This is a genomic window from Candidatus Electrothrix sp. (assembly GCF_052785085.1).
Window position 1 is genome coordinate 1 of record NZ_JALAAI010000066.1, and the last position, 16,785, is coordinate 16,785.

The following is a 16,785-nucleotide window of genomic DNA, read 5'->3' on the forward strand; positions in this document are numbered from 1 at the left end:
CGAAGTCGGGTAGGGGAAAAGTGCGTCCAATTTCCGTCTGAAAAATCGAATTATTGACGGAAGCCTAAAAAAAGCAGCAGAAGCACCTTAGATTGAACGTTTTGAAATAACGTGTCAGGGTATTGACCACCCTGAATTCTTCCGACTGCCGAGAAATTCAGCAGATACTAATTAAATAATGCACGATACAAGAAAATTCCACCCTTTCGGAAAATCAACACTCCTTGCCACCCTGCTCGCAAGCCTTCTTTTTCTCTCGCCTTTCCCTGCCACAGCCCAATCCGACAGCATTACCAACGATCTGGATGCTGTACTCGAAGGCTTTGAAACAGAACCGTCCAGCGAAAATTCATCAGCAGACTCAGACCTTGATACGGTGCTGGACGGTTTTGAAGGAGAAGAGGAAGTCGAGATGGAGGAACAAACAGAATCCATCTCTTCCTGGTTACCAGACTGGCTCAGCGTTGATGGTTGGGTCCAGTTCGGCACCACCTATAATATTGCCCATAATGCACCGGCAGAAGGCGACCCCGACTGGCGCGGTTTTTCCAAGGCACGCATTGATCTCCAGCTTGATCTTGAAGCCCGTTTTTCTGACTCCTGGTCTGCCAAGGTAGGTGGCAAAACCTTTTATGACGGGATTTATTCCATCCAAGGTCGGGAGGAATACACCAGCTATGTTCTGAATGAGTATGAAGACGAAGTGGAATTGCGGGAGGCCTATGTACAGGGTCAGCTCGCAGATACAGTGGATCTCAAGCTTGGTCGCCAGATCGTGGTCTGGGGCAAATCCGATACGATCCGCATTACTGACGTACTCAATCCCCTGGATATGCGTGAGCCCGGCCTGACAGATATTGAAGACCTGCGCCTTCCCCTGACCATGACCAAACTGGATTATTATTTTGGCGACTGGGAGTTGTCTGGTATCGCTGTTCATGAAATCCGCTTTAATAAAATCCCGGTTTACGGTTATGATTTCTACGCAGCAGACGAGCCGGCTCCCCCAGCCGATGATCCAGATAGCTCGCTGGACAATACTGAATGGGCACTATCCTTGAGCGGGATCTTTACGGGTTGGGATCTTGATCTTTACTATGCCCGTATTTTTAACGATACTCCCCATTTTGAGTATGTCCTGCTCAACAACGATTCCACCGAAATACAGCAAAAGCATGAACGTCTGCATATGTTCGGCTTTGCCTATAATAAGGCCCAGGGAAACTGGTTATTAAAAACTGAAGGGGCTATCCTCAACAGAGTCCATTACACCAACCGGCCTGGTGCTGGTTATACTCGAATGGATATGCTGGTGGGTGCGGAGTATTCAGGTTTTGCTGAAACCACCATTTCCCTGGAATTTGCCAATCGCCATATCAATAACCACAGACCCTATCTGGAAACCTCCCCGGACGGAGTCTACCAGGACATGTATCAGCTGGCCTTTCGCTACTCTCGTGACTTTTTGAATGACACTCTGAATCTGAGCCTGCTGGTGATGCTGTACGGTCCTTCTGAGGCTGATGGAGCCTTTGAGCGTTTGTCTCTGGATTATGACCTGACTGATACGCTTACCCTGCGCGGCGGGGCAGTGCTTTATCAATCTGGTGATTTACTGACCATGCAGGAGGTTGCAGATAATGATCGGGTGTTTACCGAGCTTCGTTATTCTTTTTAAGGGCAAAGAAAGCTCTTTTTCACAAAAATATTTGCGCCGAATATCTCGTAAGCAATGAGCATGCTTTCTTTCACTGCTTGAATGTAGTATGCCATGATAAAGAGAAAAAAAGATGTTCGAAGAATTTTTAGGCGTTACAGCGTAAGGAAATATTTAATATTACCATTGTGAATGGTTTCGTTGACAAAATTACAAAAATGGGATATTTATACTTCTTCAACTGCGTGTAGCAGAGTTTGTCAATGTATCAGCGTTTTTTTGACGCAGTTGTCATTTGGTACTCCTACGTTTCCTGATACAGGATCTGTTTAGCCCAATGAAACAGGGGTGATCAGAAAATATAATTGCTCAATGTGGTGATAGTATGTCAAAAAAAACATTTGAAATGAATCCTGGATTCAGCGCTGAGGTGGTTGCGGAACCCGGTGGTCAGCATCTGAATTCCTGTTTTTCCTGCGGTGCCTGTTCCGGGGCTTGCCCGGTCAGTCAGGCTGTCCCTGATTTTGATCCCCGCAAAATCATCCACATGGTTCGCATGGGCATGGAGGAGCGTTTACTGGACTCGGACCTGCTCTGGTATTGCTCAGGATGTCGGAGCTGCGTCTTTGTCTGTCCTCAGGATGTCAGCTTTGCCGATATTATGAATGCCCTGGCAAACCTGGCACTGAAAAAAGGATATATAAACGAAGAGCAACTGGTGGAAAAGGGCAAGGCAGCCCAGGTACAGCGTGATCTCTGTGTTTCCTGCCTGACCTGCGTTCGAGTATGTCCCTGGGATGTGGCGCAGATTGATGACGCTGGCGTGGCAACGATTAAGGTAACAGATTGCAAGGCCTGCGGAATTTGTGTTGCTGAATGCCCGGCCCAGGCCATTACCCTGAATGAAGCTGAAGATGAGCGCTTGATTGCTGCCTGTGGCAGTTAATGAATAATAAAGCAATAATATGGAGCAAATTCAATGAGTTTTACACCGGACATACGCCTGTTCAGTTGCCATTATACATCTCAGCAGAGTTGCGCTGATCAGGGACATAAGCTACAGCAGTTAGATTTCCCTGAAAATGTCACTATGACCCGGGTTGTCTGTACAGGAAAGCTGGAAGAGATTACCTTGCTCAAGGCATTTGAAGACGGAGCAGATGGAGTCTACGTAGTTGGCTGCCCAGCTGACGGCTGTCATAATGTAAAAGGCAGTCAACGAGCTGCCAAGCGTGTGGAAGCAGTCCGCTCTGCCTTAGGAGAGCTTGGGTTGGAAAAGGATCGGGCAAAGATGTTTTTTTTGCCACGCGGCCTGCACCCGGAATTTGTTGATGTTGCCCAGGAGATGACAGACCATATTGCCGAGCTGGGACCTTCTCCTTTTTGATAAGGGGGATTCCCAAAAAAACACGTTCCCCGTTTTCGATATGTAGGGGCAGGCCCCTGTGCCTGCCCGATAGACAAGGGCGAACACAGGGGTTCGCCCCTACAACTTTTTCAGGAGTTTCATAATGATTATTGCTGAACGAAAGCCCTTGGCTGAAATAATAGAGATGGTTCAGGATTGCAAAAAAATTCTGGTGCTGGCCTGTCGAGGCTGTGTCACAGTTTGTTCCGCAGGTGGTGAGCGGGAGGCTGAAATCCTGGCCTCCCTGATTCGGCTTGGTCTGAAAAAGGCAGGGAAAAGCGCTGAGGTTTCTGATGCCTCCCTGGTTCGCCAATGCGATAAAGAATATATAAATGGTATTGATCAGTTCAAAGATCAGTACGATGCTATTGTCTCCACAGCCTGCGGGGTAGGCGTAAACTTTATTGCCAATCTCCGGCCTGATGATAATGTTTTTCCTGCCCTGAACACCACCTTTTTCGGCGGCTCGTCTGAACAGGGTATCTGGACGGAACAGTGTGCTGGTTGCGGTGATTGCGTTCTCCATCTGACTGGCGGACTGTGCCCGGTGGCCCGTTGCGCCAAAAGCCTGATGAACGGTCCCTGTGGTGGTTCTGTGGATGGTCGTTGTGAAATTGATGCTGAGGTGAACTGCATCTGGCAAATGATCTATGATCGCATGGGCCGTTTGCAACGACAGGAAGAACTGTTTGCCTCTGCTCCTATTTGTGATTGGTCCACTGCCGGTCATGGTGGGCCACGGAAGCAGGTCAGAGAGGATCTGACCGTGTAGCAGCAACGAACCTAAAGCAAACAAACTGAAACTTTTGTTGACAAACAGGGATCATTCCGGCATAACGGAAAGATCCCTGTTTTTTTGTTTGAGCAGGATTAGACCTATATTCAAGAGACCAGCATGATTGGTCGCAAAAAAAAATTCTTCATCGGTAGAGAATAATGTATTTTTTTCTGTTATCAGTTCGAAAAATCCTTCAGGCAGCCCTCATTGTTACAGTTCTTCTGGTGGTTGCGAACCCAGGACTCTGTCAAAGTGACGATGACCCGATTAATATTGAAGCAGATCGGATGATTTCCCAGGAAAAGAAAAATTCCGTGGTATTTATAGGCAACGTTGATGCCACCCAGGGAGAGGTCACCATCCGTACGGATAAAATGACCATTTATTATAAAGAAGATGATCCCAACAAAGCCAAAAGTCAGGCCCAGAAGGTGGAGAAGATGATCTGTGTCGGCAATGTCAAAGTCACGCAGGAAGACTGGCTGGGTACCGGGGATCGGATGGATTATTTTGCCAATGCACGTAAGGTAGTCCTGCAGGGCAATGCCAAGACATGGCAAGGCAAGAACATGGTGTCCGGGAAAACCATCACCTATTATCTTGACGAAAAGCGATCAGAGGTGGAAAGCCCTGATGCAAAAGTAGCAAAAGATGGAAAGAAAAAACCAGAACGAGTAAGAGCAACTATTATCCCGAATTCTGACAACAAGAACTAATGGAGCCTGTTTCTATCCTGGAAACCAGGAATCTGATCAAAGAATACCGGGCCCGCCGGGTGGTGGATCAGGTCAATCTGCAAGTGCAAAACGGCTCTATTGTTGGTCTGCTGGGGCCAAACGGCGCTGGTAAGACCACTACTTTTTATTCTATTGTTGGTTTTATCCGGCCAACATCAGGATCTATTATTCTTGATAACCAGGAAATACAGGGGCTTCCTATCCATCAGCGGGCATCCAAAGGGATTACCTATCTGGCTCAGGAAGCCTCGGTTTTTAAAAAACTGACGGTGGAAGAAAATGTTCGCATCGTTTTAGAACCATTGGGGCTCACTCGTAATGAAATAAATAATCGCATCAATGAGTTAATGGCTGAGCTCAAGATAGAATACCTCTCCAAAAATAAAGGGCATGCTCTTTCCGGAGGTGAGCGGCGAAGGGTGGAAATCATGCGGGCGCTGGCCACCCGGCCCCGTTTTATCCTTCTTGATGAACCCTTTGCCGGTGTTGACCCTCTGTCTGTGGCGGATTTGCAGGAAATCATTCGAGGACTCAAAGCAAAAGGGCTGGGCGTGCTGATTTCAGATCATAATGTTCGAGAAACATTGCAGGTGTGCGACTTCGCCTATATAATGAATGCAGGACAGATTCTTACCAGCGGTGCTGCCGATGATATTATCCAGAGTGAATTGGCTAAGAAGATGTATCTTGGCGAAAATTTTACTATGTAGAGGCGGGGCCGTACTTACGGCATACATTTTATGTTTTTTAATCAATGAGTCTTGAACTCCGACAACAAGTAAAACAGACGCAGAAATTGGTCATGACGCAGCAATTGCGTCAGGCCATTAAGCTTCTGCAGCTGAACCGCTTGGAATTAACCAATGCGGTGCAAGAGGAAATGGCACAAAACCCTATGCTGGAGGAGACTGTTGGTGTTCAGGAAAATATCAGTAACCCTGATTCCCTATCAGCTGAAGAGTCGCAAAAAACAGAAGAACTGCCACCGGATTTACAGGTTTCAGGCGATGATCCCAAAACCGTAGCAGAGGTTGATTGGGAAGAATACTCCAATAATTTTGATTCTGATTTTTCCTTTTCCAGAGAGGCCCCCTCTGCCGACACTCCCTCTCAATTTGATTTTATTTCTGCTGCTCCTGGCCTGATTTCTTTTCTGGAATGGCAACTCTCCCATCTCAAACTTGATGAAAAAGATCAGGACCTGGCCCAGTTTATTCTCGGCAATCTGAACGGACATGGTTTTTTTGAGGCCTCTGTCGAAGATATTTGTGAATACGCTGCCTGTAGCACGGACGAGGCTGAAGGGATGCTTCGACTGGTGCAAAGCCTTGACCCTCCTGGGGTAGCTGCCCGGGATTTACGAGAGTCACTCCTCCTTCAGTTGGAACGAGAGGGTTTGGAAGAGGACTTGGCTTACCTGCTGGTGGATGAGCATTTGGACGAGTTGCAGACCCATAATTTTACCAGGATCGCAGCAAAGATTGAGTATACTGCCCGGGAAGTTCGCAATGCCTTTAGGGTGATATCCTCATTAAATCCCTACCCTGGGAATGAATATAGTAATGAGCAAACCAACTATGTTGTCCCGGATGTCTACCTGTACAACCTGGATGGCGAGTTTATTATTCAGCTGAATAATGATGGCTTGCCTCAATTGGAGATCTCCACTGCCTATCAAAATCTTATAAAGAATAAGGATAAGACAGGGGCGGATAAGAGTTATTTGGTTGAACAAAAGCGGCATGCACAGAATTTTATCAACTCAGTTCATTATCGACAGAACTCAATATATAAGGTAATGAAGAGTCTGCTGAAGTTTCAGTATGATTTTTTTGAAAAAGGGCCGAGTTATCTTAAACCTCTTATTCTTAACGATGTTGCCCAGGATATCGGATTGCATGAATCCACTGTGAGTCGTATTACTTCAAATAAATATGTGCATACCCCCCAGGGCTTGTATAAACTGAAATATTTTTTTTCCAGTGCAGTCTCAACAACTGATGGTAACCTTGTCGCTTCTGAGGCGATAAAAAATCGTATCAAACAGCTGATCCAGCAAGAAGCTCCGGAAAAACCGCTCAGTGATAATGCTCTTTCTGAGCTTTTAAAGAAGGAAGGGTTGAGCGTTGCCCGAAGAACAGTGGCAAAATATAGAGATCAAATGAAAATTCTTCCGGTGAAACATCGTCGTAAAAGCCGTTGATGAAGAAATAACATATCCTGTGGGAAAGGAATATTTACGAAAAAATGATAGAACTCTCAGAAGGATGCATTGTCCTTGAATTAGAATCAACGCACAAGGAAGGACTTCTTGAAGAACTGGCCGGAACAGTTCAGAAAAAATATCCAGAACTGAATGCGCAAATCATCCAACAGGTATTATTAGAACGGGAGCAGCTTGGCTCAACTGGCGTTGGCAATGGTGTTGCGATTCCACATGGAAAACTCCATGAGCTGGACCAATGCCTTGTCTGCTTTGGCAGGTCAACTAAGGGGGTTGGTTTTGAGTCAAAGGATAATAAGCTGGTTCATCTGGTTGTGATGATTCTCTTACCTATGAATATGGCCCAGGAATACCTTCAAATCTTAGCCAAAATCAGCAACATGATGAAGAGTGAAAACAACAGGAATAAATTTCTTCAGGCGAGCAGCAAAAAAACTATTCAGCAGCTTTTCAATATGTCATAACTGTAGCTCTCCTTTTACTGTGGTACCTCTATTTTTTTTTCAAGAGAACTTCTTTCCTTTACGAAAAAATATTTGACAGAAGAGTGTAATTTCTGTAAAGCTCTTACCTTTGTTTAATTTATTTTCAATTTTGTTAGAACAAACCCTTTCTTTTTCAGCGTCGTCAGGAGTGATTATATGATTTCAGTTGATATCACGGTGCTCATTCACATTATTAATATGATTGCTTTAATGTTCATATTGAACAAAGTACTGTATAAGCCTGTTATTGATATTATGGATAAACGGCAGGACAAACTGGATACTCTGAGCGATGACGTTGAAAAATATGAGCGAAATGCCAAGAATCGCCAGGAAAAAGTCGATAAAAAGATGCGAGAGGCCTCAGTCAAAGCCAAGGAAGCAGTAGATGCAGCCAGAAATGAAGCTGCAAAGGCTGGTGCTGAACAGGTGGCTGCGGCTCGTTTGGCAGCAGAACAGGAAAAAGAAAAGCAGGTCGCTCAAGTTCACGCTGATTTTCAGGAAACCCGGGATAAATTATTGGGCAACACAGAAGTCTTTGCTCAGGAGATGGCCGAAAAAATATTGGGAAGGAGTTTGGAGGGATGAGAGTTCGAAATATGAAAAAAATTATTCCGATACTACTTGTTGTCGGCCTGTGCGGAGGATATACTGCATCCTTTGCTGAGGAACACGGCAAAGAAAAACATCCAGCTGAACAGGCTGTTGTCCATGATGTACACGATAGACACACACAATCTATTGACGACTCTGCCAAGGATCAAGCTGAACATCCCGCACCTGTTGCAGAAGCACACGGAGCCGACGATCATGCTGAAGCTGCTGGCGAACATTATGCGCCTATGATAACAGCAGCAAAGCTGAAAGACCTTTTCTGGCGGGCCTTGAATTTTGCCGCTCTTGTTTTTATCCTGGTCAAATTTCTTGCCAAACCCATTACAGCAGGTCTGGGTGGCAGACGACAGGAAATTAAGGACGAATTGGAGACCATACAGCAACAACGAGACGAGGCAGAACAGGCCTATAAAGCCTTTGAGTCGCGTTTGGCTGGCATGGAAGATGAGCTGACAGAACTTGTTGACAAAGCAAAGGCAATGGCTGAGGACGAGAAAACCAGGATCCTTGCCGAGGCCGAGGCATCTGCAAAGGAGATACGGCGTCAGGCTGAAGCTGCTGTTCAGGGAACGTTTGCCCAGGCAAAGAGCAGGTTGCAGGCTGAAATTGCAGAACAGGCTGTTGCCATGGCTGAAGAGTTGATCGTCAAGAACCTGACTCCAGAAGATCAGGTGGCGATCACTGAACAGTATCTTGAACGTGTGGGTGCAGTACAGTGAAACAGACAGTGATAGCAAAACGGTATGCCAGGGCGATCTTCAGACTTGGGCAGGACAACGGGACTGTTGACAGCTATGCAGAGACTCTCAACACCCTTGCGGAACTCTTTGATGATCCCAAGCTTGAGGTTGCTGAAACCCTGATCAATCCTCTGTACCCGCTTGAGGCCAGATACAAGGTTATGACAGCCATTGCTGAAGCAGCAGGCGCAGATGCCTTAATGACCGCCTTTTTGAATCTGCTGGTTGAACGAAAACGAATTGACGTGCTCCGGGAGGTTGCAGCTCAGGTTCGCGGTATGCTTGATCTGGAAAAGAATATCAGTCATGGCCGAGTCACATCAGCAATAGAACTTGATAATGCCTTGCTTGGTAAGATCCAGGCAAAGCTGGAAGAACTTACAGGTAACAAGGTAATTCTTGAAACACAGGTTGATCCCTCGATTATCGGTGGCATAATAGCCAGGGTCGGAGATCTGGTGTTAGACGGAAGTATTAGAACACAACTTAATGGATTAAAAGAATCTATCAAGGGGAGAGAATAGTCAGATGCAGATCAAAGCCTCAGAAATCAGTCGGATCATCAAGGATCAGATAGCCGGTTATGCCATTGATATTGATCTGAAAGAAACCGGAACCGTCCTTTCGGTTGGTGACGGTATTGCCCGTGTCTACGGTGTGGAAAACTGTCAGGCCATGGAATTGCTTGAGTTCCCCGGCGGTATCATGGGACTTGCTCTGAATCTGGAAGAGGATAATGTTGGTGTTGCGGTCATGGGTGATGTCCGTAATATTAAAGAGGGCGATATTGTTAAACGAACAGGAAAGATCGCTGAGGTTCCTGTGGGACCGGAACTGGAAGGTCGCGTTGTAGACGGTATTGGTCAGCCTATTGATGGCAAAGGGGTAATAGATTCCAAAGAGACCCGGAAAATGGAGGTTCTGGCTCCTGGTGTTATCGCCCGTAAGGGTGTGCATGAACCCTGCTATACCGGCTATAAGGCGGTAGATGCAATGACTCCGGTGGGTCGTGGACAGCGTGAGCTGATTATTGGTGACCGTCAGATCGGCAAGACCGCGCTCTGTGTTGACGCCATTATAGCCCAGAAAAACAGCGGTATACATTGTGTGTACGTAGCCACTGGTCAAAAAAAATCCACAGTTGCTCTGGTTGTTGAGGCATTACGGAAGCATGGTGCCATGGAATATACCACTGTGGTTGCGGCCTGTGCCTCTGATCCTGCGCCCATGCAGTACGTTTCTGCAATGGTCGGCTGTGCAATGGCTGAATATTGGCGCGATAGCGGTCAGCATTCCTTGATTATCTACGACGATCTCTCTAAGCAGGCTGTTGCCTATCGCGAGCTGTCACTGCTGCTCCGTCGTCCACCAGGACGTGAGGCCTATCCCGGTGACATCTTTTTTAACCATTCCCGCCTGCTGGAGCGTTCCGCCAAGGTGAGTGATGAACTTGGTGCTGGTTCCATGACTGCCCTGCCCATTATTGAGACCCAGGCAGGTGACGTTTCCGCCTTTATCCCCACCAATGTTATCTCTATTACTGATGGACAGGTCTTTCTGGAGCCGAGCCTGTTCTTTGCCGGTGTTCGTCCGGCGATCAATGTTGGTATCTCGGTTTCCCGTGTTGGTGGGGCAGCCCAGGTAAAGGCTATGAAACAGGTCGCAGGTACCCTGCGTCTTGATTTGGCCCAGTATCGTGAGCTGGCAGCCTTTGCTGGCTTTGGTTCAGATCTGGATGCTGCAACCCAGGCCCAGCTGACCCGTGGTGAGCGTCTGGTGGAGATCCTCAAGCAGCCCCAGTATCAGCCCCTGCCCATGGAAAAGCAGGTAGCCATCATTTTTGCCGGGACCAAGGGGTTTTTGGATAAATTCCCAGTGGATACCCTTGCTGATTATGAGCAGGAACTGTACAGCTATATTGAAACCAATGAACCTTCTATCTTCACAGAGCTGCGGGAAAAAGAAGAAATCTCAAGTGAGCTGGAGGAAAAAATGAGAAAAACGCTGACCAGTTTCGGTGAGGCCTTTAAGGCGACCAAGGGTTTGAACTAAAGGGATGCACGAAGCTCGAATAGCTGGAAATAGCACAAGGAACTGATCACATGCCTGGATTAAAGGATGTAAAAAATAAAATAGAAGGTGTTTCCAAAACCTCGCAGATTACCAAGGCCATGAATATGGTGGCCTCAGCGAAACTGCGCGGTGCTCAGGAGCGAATGGAAAACTTCCGCCCCTATGCAGAAAAATTTGACGAGGCCATAAAGGATTTGTCCACCGGAGCAGGCGACAATCAGCCACTCATGGAAGTCCGTGATGTGGAATCGGTGGAATTGATCGTTGTTACTTCTGACCGAGGGCTGTGCGGGAGTTTTAATGCCAATATCGTTGCCAAGGCCCAGAAACTCATTGATCAATTCGAGGCTGAGGGAAAAAAGGTCAGCGTGGTCACAGTGGGCAATAAGGCGACACAGGCTTTTAGACGATCTGGTAAGATTCGTGAATCATATACTGACCTCATGGGTTCCTTTCAGATGTACAATGCCCGTGAGATTTCACAAAATGTCAGCAATCAGTTCTGTTCCTATCAGACTGATGAAGTGCGGATTGTCTATGCCCGTTTCGTTTCTCTGGCTAAACAGCAGGCAATAGCAACAACTTTACTGCCTATTAAACCCTCTGAGCAGGAAAAGGCGGGGGATTCCGCAGCAGTTGACTATATCTATGAGCCAAGTCCTGACTTGATTATGGAGAGCCTTCTTCCCTTGCATCTGAACGTACAAGTATACCACGCTATGATCGAAGTTGCTGCTGGTGAGCATGCGGCCCGAATGACGGCAATGGATAATGCTACCAAGGCATGCGGAGATATTATCAAGGATTTGACGCAACTGTACAATAAGGCTCGCCAGGCAGCCATTACCGGTGATCTTATGGATATTGTCGGTGGTGCTGAGGCACTGAAGGGCTGATACGAAATATAAAATTTTTGGATATTGCAAAATTGTTTCCAGGAGGCCATTTCAATGGGTGAATTGCGAGTTGGAAGAATTATTCAGGTCATCGGACCTGTTGTTGATGTTGAGTTTAAGGCGGACGATCTGCCTGAGATTATGAGTGCGCTCTTTGTCACCAATCCAGGCATTGATGATACAGAAGAAAATCTGGTTATTGAAGTGGCCCTGCATTTGGGTGATAATGTGGTCCGCTGTATAGCCATGGATCAGACCGATGGTCTGGTACGTGGTATGCAATGTCGGGATTCGGGAGAACCAATCACTATTCCGGTGGGTGCTCCGGCCCTGGGACGGATTATGAATGTAGTCGGTCGTCCGGTGGACGGGCTGGGTGAAATTGATGCTTCCAAGACCATGCCCATCCATCGCTCTGCTCCAGAATTTACTGAGCAGGATACAGAGGTGAACGTACTGGAGACCGGTATCAAGGTGATTGACCTGCTGGTCCCCTTTCCCCGTGGTGGCAAGATGGGGCTGTTTGGCGGTGCTGGTTGCGGTAAGACCGTTATCATGATGGAAATGGTTAACAACATCGCTATGCAACACGGTGGTATTTCCGTGTTCTGCGGCGTGGGCGAGCGAACCCGTGAGGGCAATGACCTGTACATGGAGATGAAGGAGTCCGGCGTCCTACCCAAGGCGGCTCTGGTGTACGGCCAGATGACCGAGCCTCCAGGTGCCCGCGCCCGTGTTGCTCTGGCCGGACTAACCGCTGCTGAGTATTTCCGTGATGAAGAAGGTCAGGATGTACTCTTCTTTGTTGATAACATCTTCCGTTTCACCCAGGCCGGTGCTGAGATATCGGCACTGCTGGGACGTATTCCTTCTGCGGTTGGTTATCAGCCCACCCTGGCCACCGATCTTGGTGCTCTACAGGAGCGTATTACCTCCACCACCAAGGGATCTATTACAGCTGTCCAGTGTGTATATGTTCCTGCTGATGACCTGACTGACCCGGCCCCGGCAACCACCTTTGCCCATCTGGACGGTACGGTTGTTCTCTCTCGTCAGATTGCGGAGTTGGGTATTTATCCGGCAGTTGACCCGCTGGATTCCACCTCCCGTATTCTTGATCCTAACGTGGTCGGTGAGGAGCATTACGAGACAGCGCGCGGTGTCCAGGTTTCCTTGCAGAAATATAAAGAGCTGCAGGATATCATCGCTATTCTTGGTATGGACGAACTGTCTGAGGAAGATCAGCTGTTGGTCGGTCGGGCACGAAAGATCCAGCGTTTTCTATCCCAGCCCTTCCATGTTGCTGAAGTCTTTACTGGTATGGACGGAAAATACTGCAAGGTTGAAGATACGGTACGCGGATTTAAAGAAATCCTGGACGGTAAGCACGATGATCTGTCTGAAAATGCCTTTTACATGGTTGGTACCATTGAGGAAGCACTTAAAAAAGATGAGGCGGAAAAGGCCCAGGCCTGATTCATTCAGGAGAATTCCAGGCAGAGGTAAGTAAGAATGGCACAAATTCATCTTGAAGTAGTAACCCCCAACGGAGCCGTTGTCGATGAGGACGTTGATATCGTCACGGCACCTGGTGTTGACGGCGAGTTTAGTGTGCTGGCAAATCATGCTCCGTTTCTGAGTGCGATTAAAACAGGTACCTTGATCTTAAAAAAGGATAAGCAGAAAAAATTTTTAATGGTCAGCGGTGGTTTTGCTGAGGTGTCCAAGAATAAGGCCACCTTTCTGGTGGAAACCGCAGAGTTTGGCCATGATATTGATGTGGACCGTGCCTTGTCAGCTAAAGAACGGGCGGAAAGACGCCTGGCAAAGGCCCGAGCCCAGGCTGATGATATCGAACGAACTCGGGCCGAGGCTGCTCTGCAACGGGCTGTTGCCCGTATAACTGTTGCGCAGAGGTCCAACCTATAATTTTTTTTGTGAGAGTTTGTTGTTTGAAAGGCCGTCCTTTGGACGGTCTTTTTTGTTATCTGCATATGATACGAAAAAATGGGAGAAACGAGAAAGCTATGATGTAACCTTACCCTGCAGACAGGTGATATCCTCCTTGTTAACCACACCATCCTCATTACAATCTGCACATTTTCCATACTCTTTTTCCGCAATCATCTTCTCCACTTTACAGATATCAACTAAGGTTATATGACCACTTGCATTGGCGTCCCCTGGTATGCATTCCTTATTCAAGGCAACAAGGACACTACGCACGTCAAAAACCGTGATTGCACCATCCTCGTCATAATCTGCACACTCCGGCACCGGAGCGCAGGTTCCATTTAAACGCATCAGCTCTTTTATCTCAAACAAATCAGCATGATCAATTTCACCATCCATATTTGCATCCCCCTTTTTACAAGTGGCCCCAACAGCAGACACCGGGACAAACAGCACCAAAAAACTCAGGATCAACACAATACCTTTTTTCCCTTTCTTCATAAGAAGCTCCATATGGTATTAACGTACTTATTTTTTCTATGGAAGTACCAGCTGACTTCTTTGAACTAATCAAGCAACACAGCCTGAATTTTATACTTCCAAAACTGTATTATAACCAGTTCATTATGACCGAGAAAAAAAAGGAATGCAAGGAAGCCCATCATAAATTAACCAACTGATCAAAATATAACATTTTTTTCTTGCCAGGTACATAAGGACAGGATAGGATAAAAAACCTTAGCAGCATGTTACAAGTTATTCCCCTTACCAGAGTGGAAAAATTATGCAAGACCATAAACATTCCATCAAGAACGTTGTCCCTCCAGTAAAAGAAGAATATCCTGAAGCAGAAAAGCACTACACATTAAGGAGATGTGACAATTATACATGCATTCACTATGATCTACATGACCCTGGAGGCAATAACTGCACCCTCTTATTTGCTCTCTCTGAAGAAGGTTGTCAGCTCTACGCCTAATAAAGCTTGGCATAACAAGGTACGTTTTCCGACAGAATTTTGAGGACATTCAAGCATGATACAAGAAGCAATCTCGCTGGTGGTAAGCAGGCAAAATCTTGATGAAGCCCAGATGACCGCAACCATGCAGGAAATCATGAGCGGTGAAGCCACTGATGCCCAGATCGGTTCATTTATCACGGCCCTGCGCATGAAAGGCGAGACCATTGACGAGATCACTGGTGCTGTTCGGGTAATGCGGGAAAAAGCCACCTTTGTTGATACCGGAATCGACACTGCATCAGGCAAGCTGCTCATGGATATCGTGGGCACTGGCGGTGATGGCTCTGGCACCTTTAATGTCTCCACCACCACGGCCTTTGTTGTGGCAGGGGCAGGAATTTCTGTAGCCAAACATGGTAACCGGGCTGTCTCCTCTTCCTGTGGCAGTGCTGATGTGTTAGAAGCCTTGGGGGTTGACCTTTCTCTATCCTCAGAGCAAGTAGCAGAATGCGTACGCACAGTGGGGATCGGCTTTCTTTTTGCTCCCATGCTGCACCAGGCCATGAAACACGCCATCGGTCCCCGGCGTGAAATGGGCATCCGCACCATCTTCAACATCCTCGGCCCCATGACCAACCCAGCTGGCAGCAATGTTCAGCTCACTGGTGTCTTTGCCAAGGAACTTACTGTACCCATTGCAGAAGTTCTGAGTCGTCTCGGTATGCGACGAACCTTGGTGGTCTGGGGGGAAGGTAATATGGATGAGATGACAATCACGGGCACTTCCCATGTGGCTGATGCCCATAACGGCACAGTGGAAAGCTACACCGTGAACCCAGAAGATGTCGGTTTGCCTCGTGCAAACATCGAAGATATTCAGGGCGGAGCCACTGCTCAGGAATCAGCGGCCTTAATACGAGAGGTGCTTGGCAATACCCCCGGTGCCCGTCTTGATATGGTTTTGCTGAATGCCGGAGCATCCCTGCTGGCTGCTGGCAAGGCTACAGATCTTCAGGCCGGAGTGGAACAGGCCCGAGAGATTATCGCCTCTGGGGCAGCTCTGGAAAAACTTGATCTACTTGTTGCTTTTTGTAAAGGTAATATTTGACCTGCTTTATGGGAGTGCTCCCTATCAGAGCAACCTGAGCCTGTTCCGTTTGTTATGAAAAAACTTCCCATCGGCATATCAACCCTGAGCGAGATTATCAAAGGCGATTATGTCTATATCGACAAGACGCAAGAGGCCCTTGCGCTGATTGAAAACTATAAGTACGCCTTTCTGTCCCGGCCCCGTCGTTTCGGGAAAAGCCTTTTTCTGGATACACTCGCTGAAATATTTTCCGGCAATAAAGAGCTGTTCAAGGGATTGTATATCCATGACAAATACGAATTCAACGAATATCCGATCATCAGGATAAGTTTCAGCGGAGATTTACGCAGTCCAGAGGGCCTGCACACAATGCTTATGGCCACTTTGCGTGAAAACAAAAAGAGGTTAGGCGTTGAATGCCACAATGCAAGAGATTTTGCCGTCTGCTTTAAAGAACTGATAGAGAATATCCATGATATGTATCAGCAGGGTGTTGTTATCCTCATAGACGAATACGACAAGGCGATCCTTGATAATCTTGATCAAATTGATGTTGCACTTGAAAACAGGGAGATTATCAAGAGCTTTTACTCGGTCATGAAAGATTGTGACCGATATATTCGTTTTGTCTTTCTCACCGGCGTCAGTAAATTCAGTAAGACCAGTATCTTCAGCGGGTTAAATAATCTGGAAGATATTTCCATTGTTCCTGATTTTGCTCAAGTATGCGGTTACAGCGAAAAGGATGTCCGGCAACATTTCCCTTCCCTTGTGCAAGAAGCAGATTTTCAAAAAATAACAAACTGGTATAACGGATATAATTTTTTAGGCACCAAGGTATTCAATCCCTTTGATATTCTCTTATTTATCAAAAATCGTTACCAATTCAAAAGTTACTGGTTTGAGACCGGCACACCGTCCTTTCTTGTCAAACTCATCAGGGTAAACCACTACTACCTCCCCAACCTGGAGCACCTTGAAGTGGATAGTTCTCTGATCAACAGTTTTGATATTGAGGATATTTCCCTGGAAAGCGTCCTCTTTCAATCCGGCTATTTGACCATAGATCATGTTGAAAATATATTTGACAATGATATCTACCACCTCACCTTTCCCAATAAAGAGGTGCGGCTGGCATTCAGCAATTATCTTATCAAATCGCTGATCG

General features: G+C 46.9%; 18 protein-coding genes. 17 read left to right on the top strand and 1 reads right to left on the bottom strand.

Annotation, left to right across the window (positions count from 1 at the left end; translation table 11 throughout):
- Positions 1-178: 178 nt before the first annotated feature.
- The 15 genes from L2082_RS11475 to L2082_RS11545 all read left to right on the top strand — a co-directional run bounded on the left by L2082_RS11475 (position 179) and on the right by L2082_RS11545 (position 13,542).
- Positions 179-1,678 (top strand): DUF1302 family protein, encoded by a 1,500-nt coding sequence (locus L2082_RS11475; protein ID WP_446011763.1) that lies wholly within the window; start codon positions 179-181, stop codon positions 1,676-1,678.
- Positions 1,679-2,042: 364 nt separating this feature from the next.
- Complete coding sequence (locus L2082_RS11480) at positions 2,043-2,603, top strand: 4Fe-4S dicluster domain-containing protein (protein WP_446011150.1); 561 nt, start codon at positions 2,043-2,045, stop codon at positions 2,601-2,603.
- Positions 2,604-2,636: 33 nt separating this feature from the next.
- On the top strand, positions 2,637-3,044 hold the full coding sequence (locus L2082_RS11485) for a hydrogenase iron-sulfur subunit (protein WP_446011149.1): 408 nt from the start codon (positions 2,637-2,639) through the stop codon (positions 3,042-3,044).
- Positions 3,045-3,168: 124 nt separating this feature from the next.
- Entirely contained in the window at positions 3,169-3,837 is a 669-nt protein-coding gene (locus L2082_RS11490; RefSeq protein ID WP_446011148.1) for a methylenetetrahydrofolate reductase C-terminal domain-containing protein, read from the top strand.
- 164 nt (positions 3,838-4,001) lie between these two features.
- Positions 4,002-4,559, top strand: coding sequence for a lipopolysaccharide transport periplasmic protein LptA (gene lptA / locus L2082_RS11495; RefSeq protein ID WP_446011147.1), 558 nt, complete (start codon positions 4,002-4,004; stop codon positions 4,557-4,559).
- Complete coding sequence (lptB, locus tag L2082_RS11500; RefSeq protein WP_446011764.1) at positions 4,559-5,290, top strand: LPS export ABC transporter ATP-binding protein; 732 nt, start codon at positions 4,559-4,561, stop codon at positions 5,288-5,290. The genes lptA and lptB overlap by 1 nt, the downstream gene beginning before the upstream one ends.
- A 44-nt stretch (positions 5,291-5,334) precedes the next feature.
- A complete protein-coding gene (gene rpoN, locus L2082_RS11505; RefSeq protein ID WP_446010791.1) occupies positions 5,335-6,783 on the top strand; it encodes an RNA polymerase factor sigma-54 in 1,449 nt (482 codons plus the stop codon).
- Between the two features lie 44 nt (positions 6,784-6,827).
- Positions 6,828-7,268 (top strand): PTS sugar transporter subunit IIA, encoded by a 441-nt coding sequence (locus L2082_RS11510; protein ID WP_446010792.1) that lies wholly within the window; start codon positions 6,828-6,830, stop codon positions 7,266-7,268.
- A gap of 177 nt (positions 7,269-7,445) precedes the next feature.
- Positions 7,446-7,877, top strand: a complete 432-nt coding sequence (locus L2082_RS11515; protein ID WP_446010793.1) for an ATP synthase F0 subunit B — start codon at positions 7,446-7,448, stop codon at positions 7,875-7,877.
- 11 nt (positions 7,878-7,888) lie between these two features.
- A complete protein-coding gene (gene atpF, locus L2082_RS11520; RefSeq protein ID WP_446011765.1) occupies positions 7,889-8,623 on the top strand; it encodes a F0F1 ATP synthase subunit B in 735 nt (244 codons plus the stop codon).
- A complete protein-coding gene (locus L2082_RS11525; protein ID WP_446010795.1) occupies positions 8,620-9,168 on the top strand; it encodes a F0F1 ATP synthase subunit delta in 549 nt (182 codons plus the stop codon). The genes atpF and L2082_RS11525 overlap by 4 nt, the downstream gene beginning before the upstream one ends.
- Positions 9,169-9,172: 4 nt before the next feature.
- Positions 9,173-10,696 carry a F0F1 ATP synthase subunit alpha gene (atpA, locus tag L2082_RS11530; RefSeq protein WP_446011766.1) on the top strand — a complete coding sequence of 508 codons (1,524 nt, stop codon included), beginning with the start codon at positions 9,173-9,175 and terminating at the stop codon, positions 10,694-10,696.
- A 50-nt stretch (positions 10,697-10,746) separates the two neighbouring features.
- Positions 10,747-11,613: an ATP synthase F1 subunit gamma gene (atpG, locus tag L2082_RS11535; protein ID WP_446010315.1), complete on the top strand. Its 867-nt coding sequence runs from the start codon at positions 10,747-10,749 to the stop codon at positions 11,611-11,613.
- 54 nt (positions 11,614-11,667) lie between these two features.
- Positions 11,668-13,089, top strand: coding sequence for a F0F1 ATP synthase subunit beta (gene atpD, locus L2082_RS11540; protein ID WP_446010316.1), 1,422 nt, complete (start codon positions 11,668-11,670; stop codon positions 13,087-13,089).
- A 36-nt stretch (positions 13,090-13,125) separates the two neighbouring features.
- The gene (locus tag L2082_RS11545; RefSeq protein ID WP_446010317.1) at positions 13,126-13,542 is read left to right on the top strand and encodes a F0F1 ATP synthase subunit epsilon; all 417 of its coding nucleotides are present in this window, start codon (positions 13,126-13,128) and stop codon (positions 13,540-13,542) included.
- Between the two features lie 96 nt (positions 13,543-13,638).
- Here the strand turns inward: L2082_RS11545 and L2082_RS11550 are convergent, their stop codons facing one another.
- Positions 13,639-14,067 (bottom strand): dockerin type I domain-containing protein, encoded by a 429-nt coding sequence (locus tag L2082_RS11550; RefSeq protein ID WP_446010318.1) that lies wholly within the window; start codon positions 14,065-14,067, stop codon positions 13,639-13,641.
- Positions 14,068-14,600: 533 nt separating this feature from the next.
- Here L2082_RS11550 and trpD point away from each other — a divergent pair.
- Positions 14,601-15,635, top strand: a complete 1,035-nt coding sequence (gene trpD, locus L2082_RS11555) for an anthranilate phosphoribosyltransferase (protein WP_446011767.1) — start codon at positions 14,601-14,603, stop codon at positions 15,633-15,635.
- 54 nt (positions 15,636-15,689) lie between these two features.
- Positions 15,690-16,785, top strand: a 1,096-nt coding sequence (locus L2082_RS11560; protein ID WP_446011768.1) for an ATP-binding protein, incomplete at its 3' end; no start/stop codon positions are given.

Coding starts and splice junctions, on each gene's coding strand:
- lptB (WP_446011764.1), top strand. CDS start 4,559: ATGGAGCCTGTTTCTATCCTGGAAACCAGGAATCTGATCAAAGAATAC.
- trpD (WP_446011767.1), top strand. CDS start 14,601: ATGATACAAGAAGCAATCTCGCTGGTGGTAAGCAGGCAAAATCTTGAT.
- L2082_RS11515 (WP_446010793.1), top strand. CDS start 7,446: ATGATTTCAGTTGATATCACGGTGCTCATTCACATTATTAATATGATT.
- atpA (WP_446011766.1), top strand. CDS start 9,173: ATGCAGATCAAAGCCTCAGAAATCAGTCGGATCATCAAGGATCAGATA.
- L2082_RS11545 (WP_446010317.1), top strand. CDS start 13,126: ATGGCACAAATTCATCTTGAAGTAGTAACCCCCAACGGAGCCGTTGTC.
- atpD (WP_446010316.1), top strand. CDS start 11,668: ATGGGTGAATTGCGAGTTGGAAGAATTATTCAGGTCATCGGACCTGTT.
- atpF (WP_446011765.1), top strand. CDS start 7,889: ATGAAAAAAATTATTCCGATACTACTTGTTGTCGGCCTGTGCGGAGGA.
- L2082_RS11480 (WP_446011150.1), top strand. CDS start 2,043: ATGTCAAAAAAAACATTTGAAATGAATCCTGGATTCAGCGCTGAGGTG.
- rpoN (WP_446010791.1), top strand. CDS start 5,335: ATGAGTCTTGAACTCCGACAACAAGTAAAACAGACGCAGAAATTGGTC.
- lptA (WP_446011147.1), top strand. CDS start 4,002: ATGTATTTTTTTCTGTTATCAGTTCGAAAAATCCTTCAGGCAGCCCTC.
- L2082_RS11485 (WP_446011149.1), top strand. CDS start 2,637: ATGAGTTTTACACCGGACATACGCCTGTTCAGTTGCCATTATACATCT.
- L2082_RS11550 (WP_446010318.1), bottom strand. CDS start 14,067: ATGAAGAAAGGGAAAAAAGGTATTGTGTTGATCCTGAGTTTTTTGGTG.
- atpG (WP_446010315.1), top strand. CDS start 10,747: ATGCCTGGATTAAAGGATGTAAAAAATAAAATAGAAGGTGTTTCCAAA.
- L2082_RS11510 (WP_446010792.1), top strand. CDS start 6,828: ATGATAGAACTCTCAGAAGGATGCATTGTCCTTGAATTAGAATCAACG.
- L2082_RS11475 (WP_446011763.1), top strand. CDS start 179: ATGCACGATACAAGAAAATTCCACCCTTTCGGAAAATCAACACTCCTT.
- L2082_RS11490 (WP_446011148.1), top strand. CDS start 3,169: ATGATTATTGCTGAACGAAAGCCCTTGGCTGAAATAATAGAGATGGTT.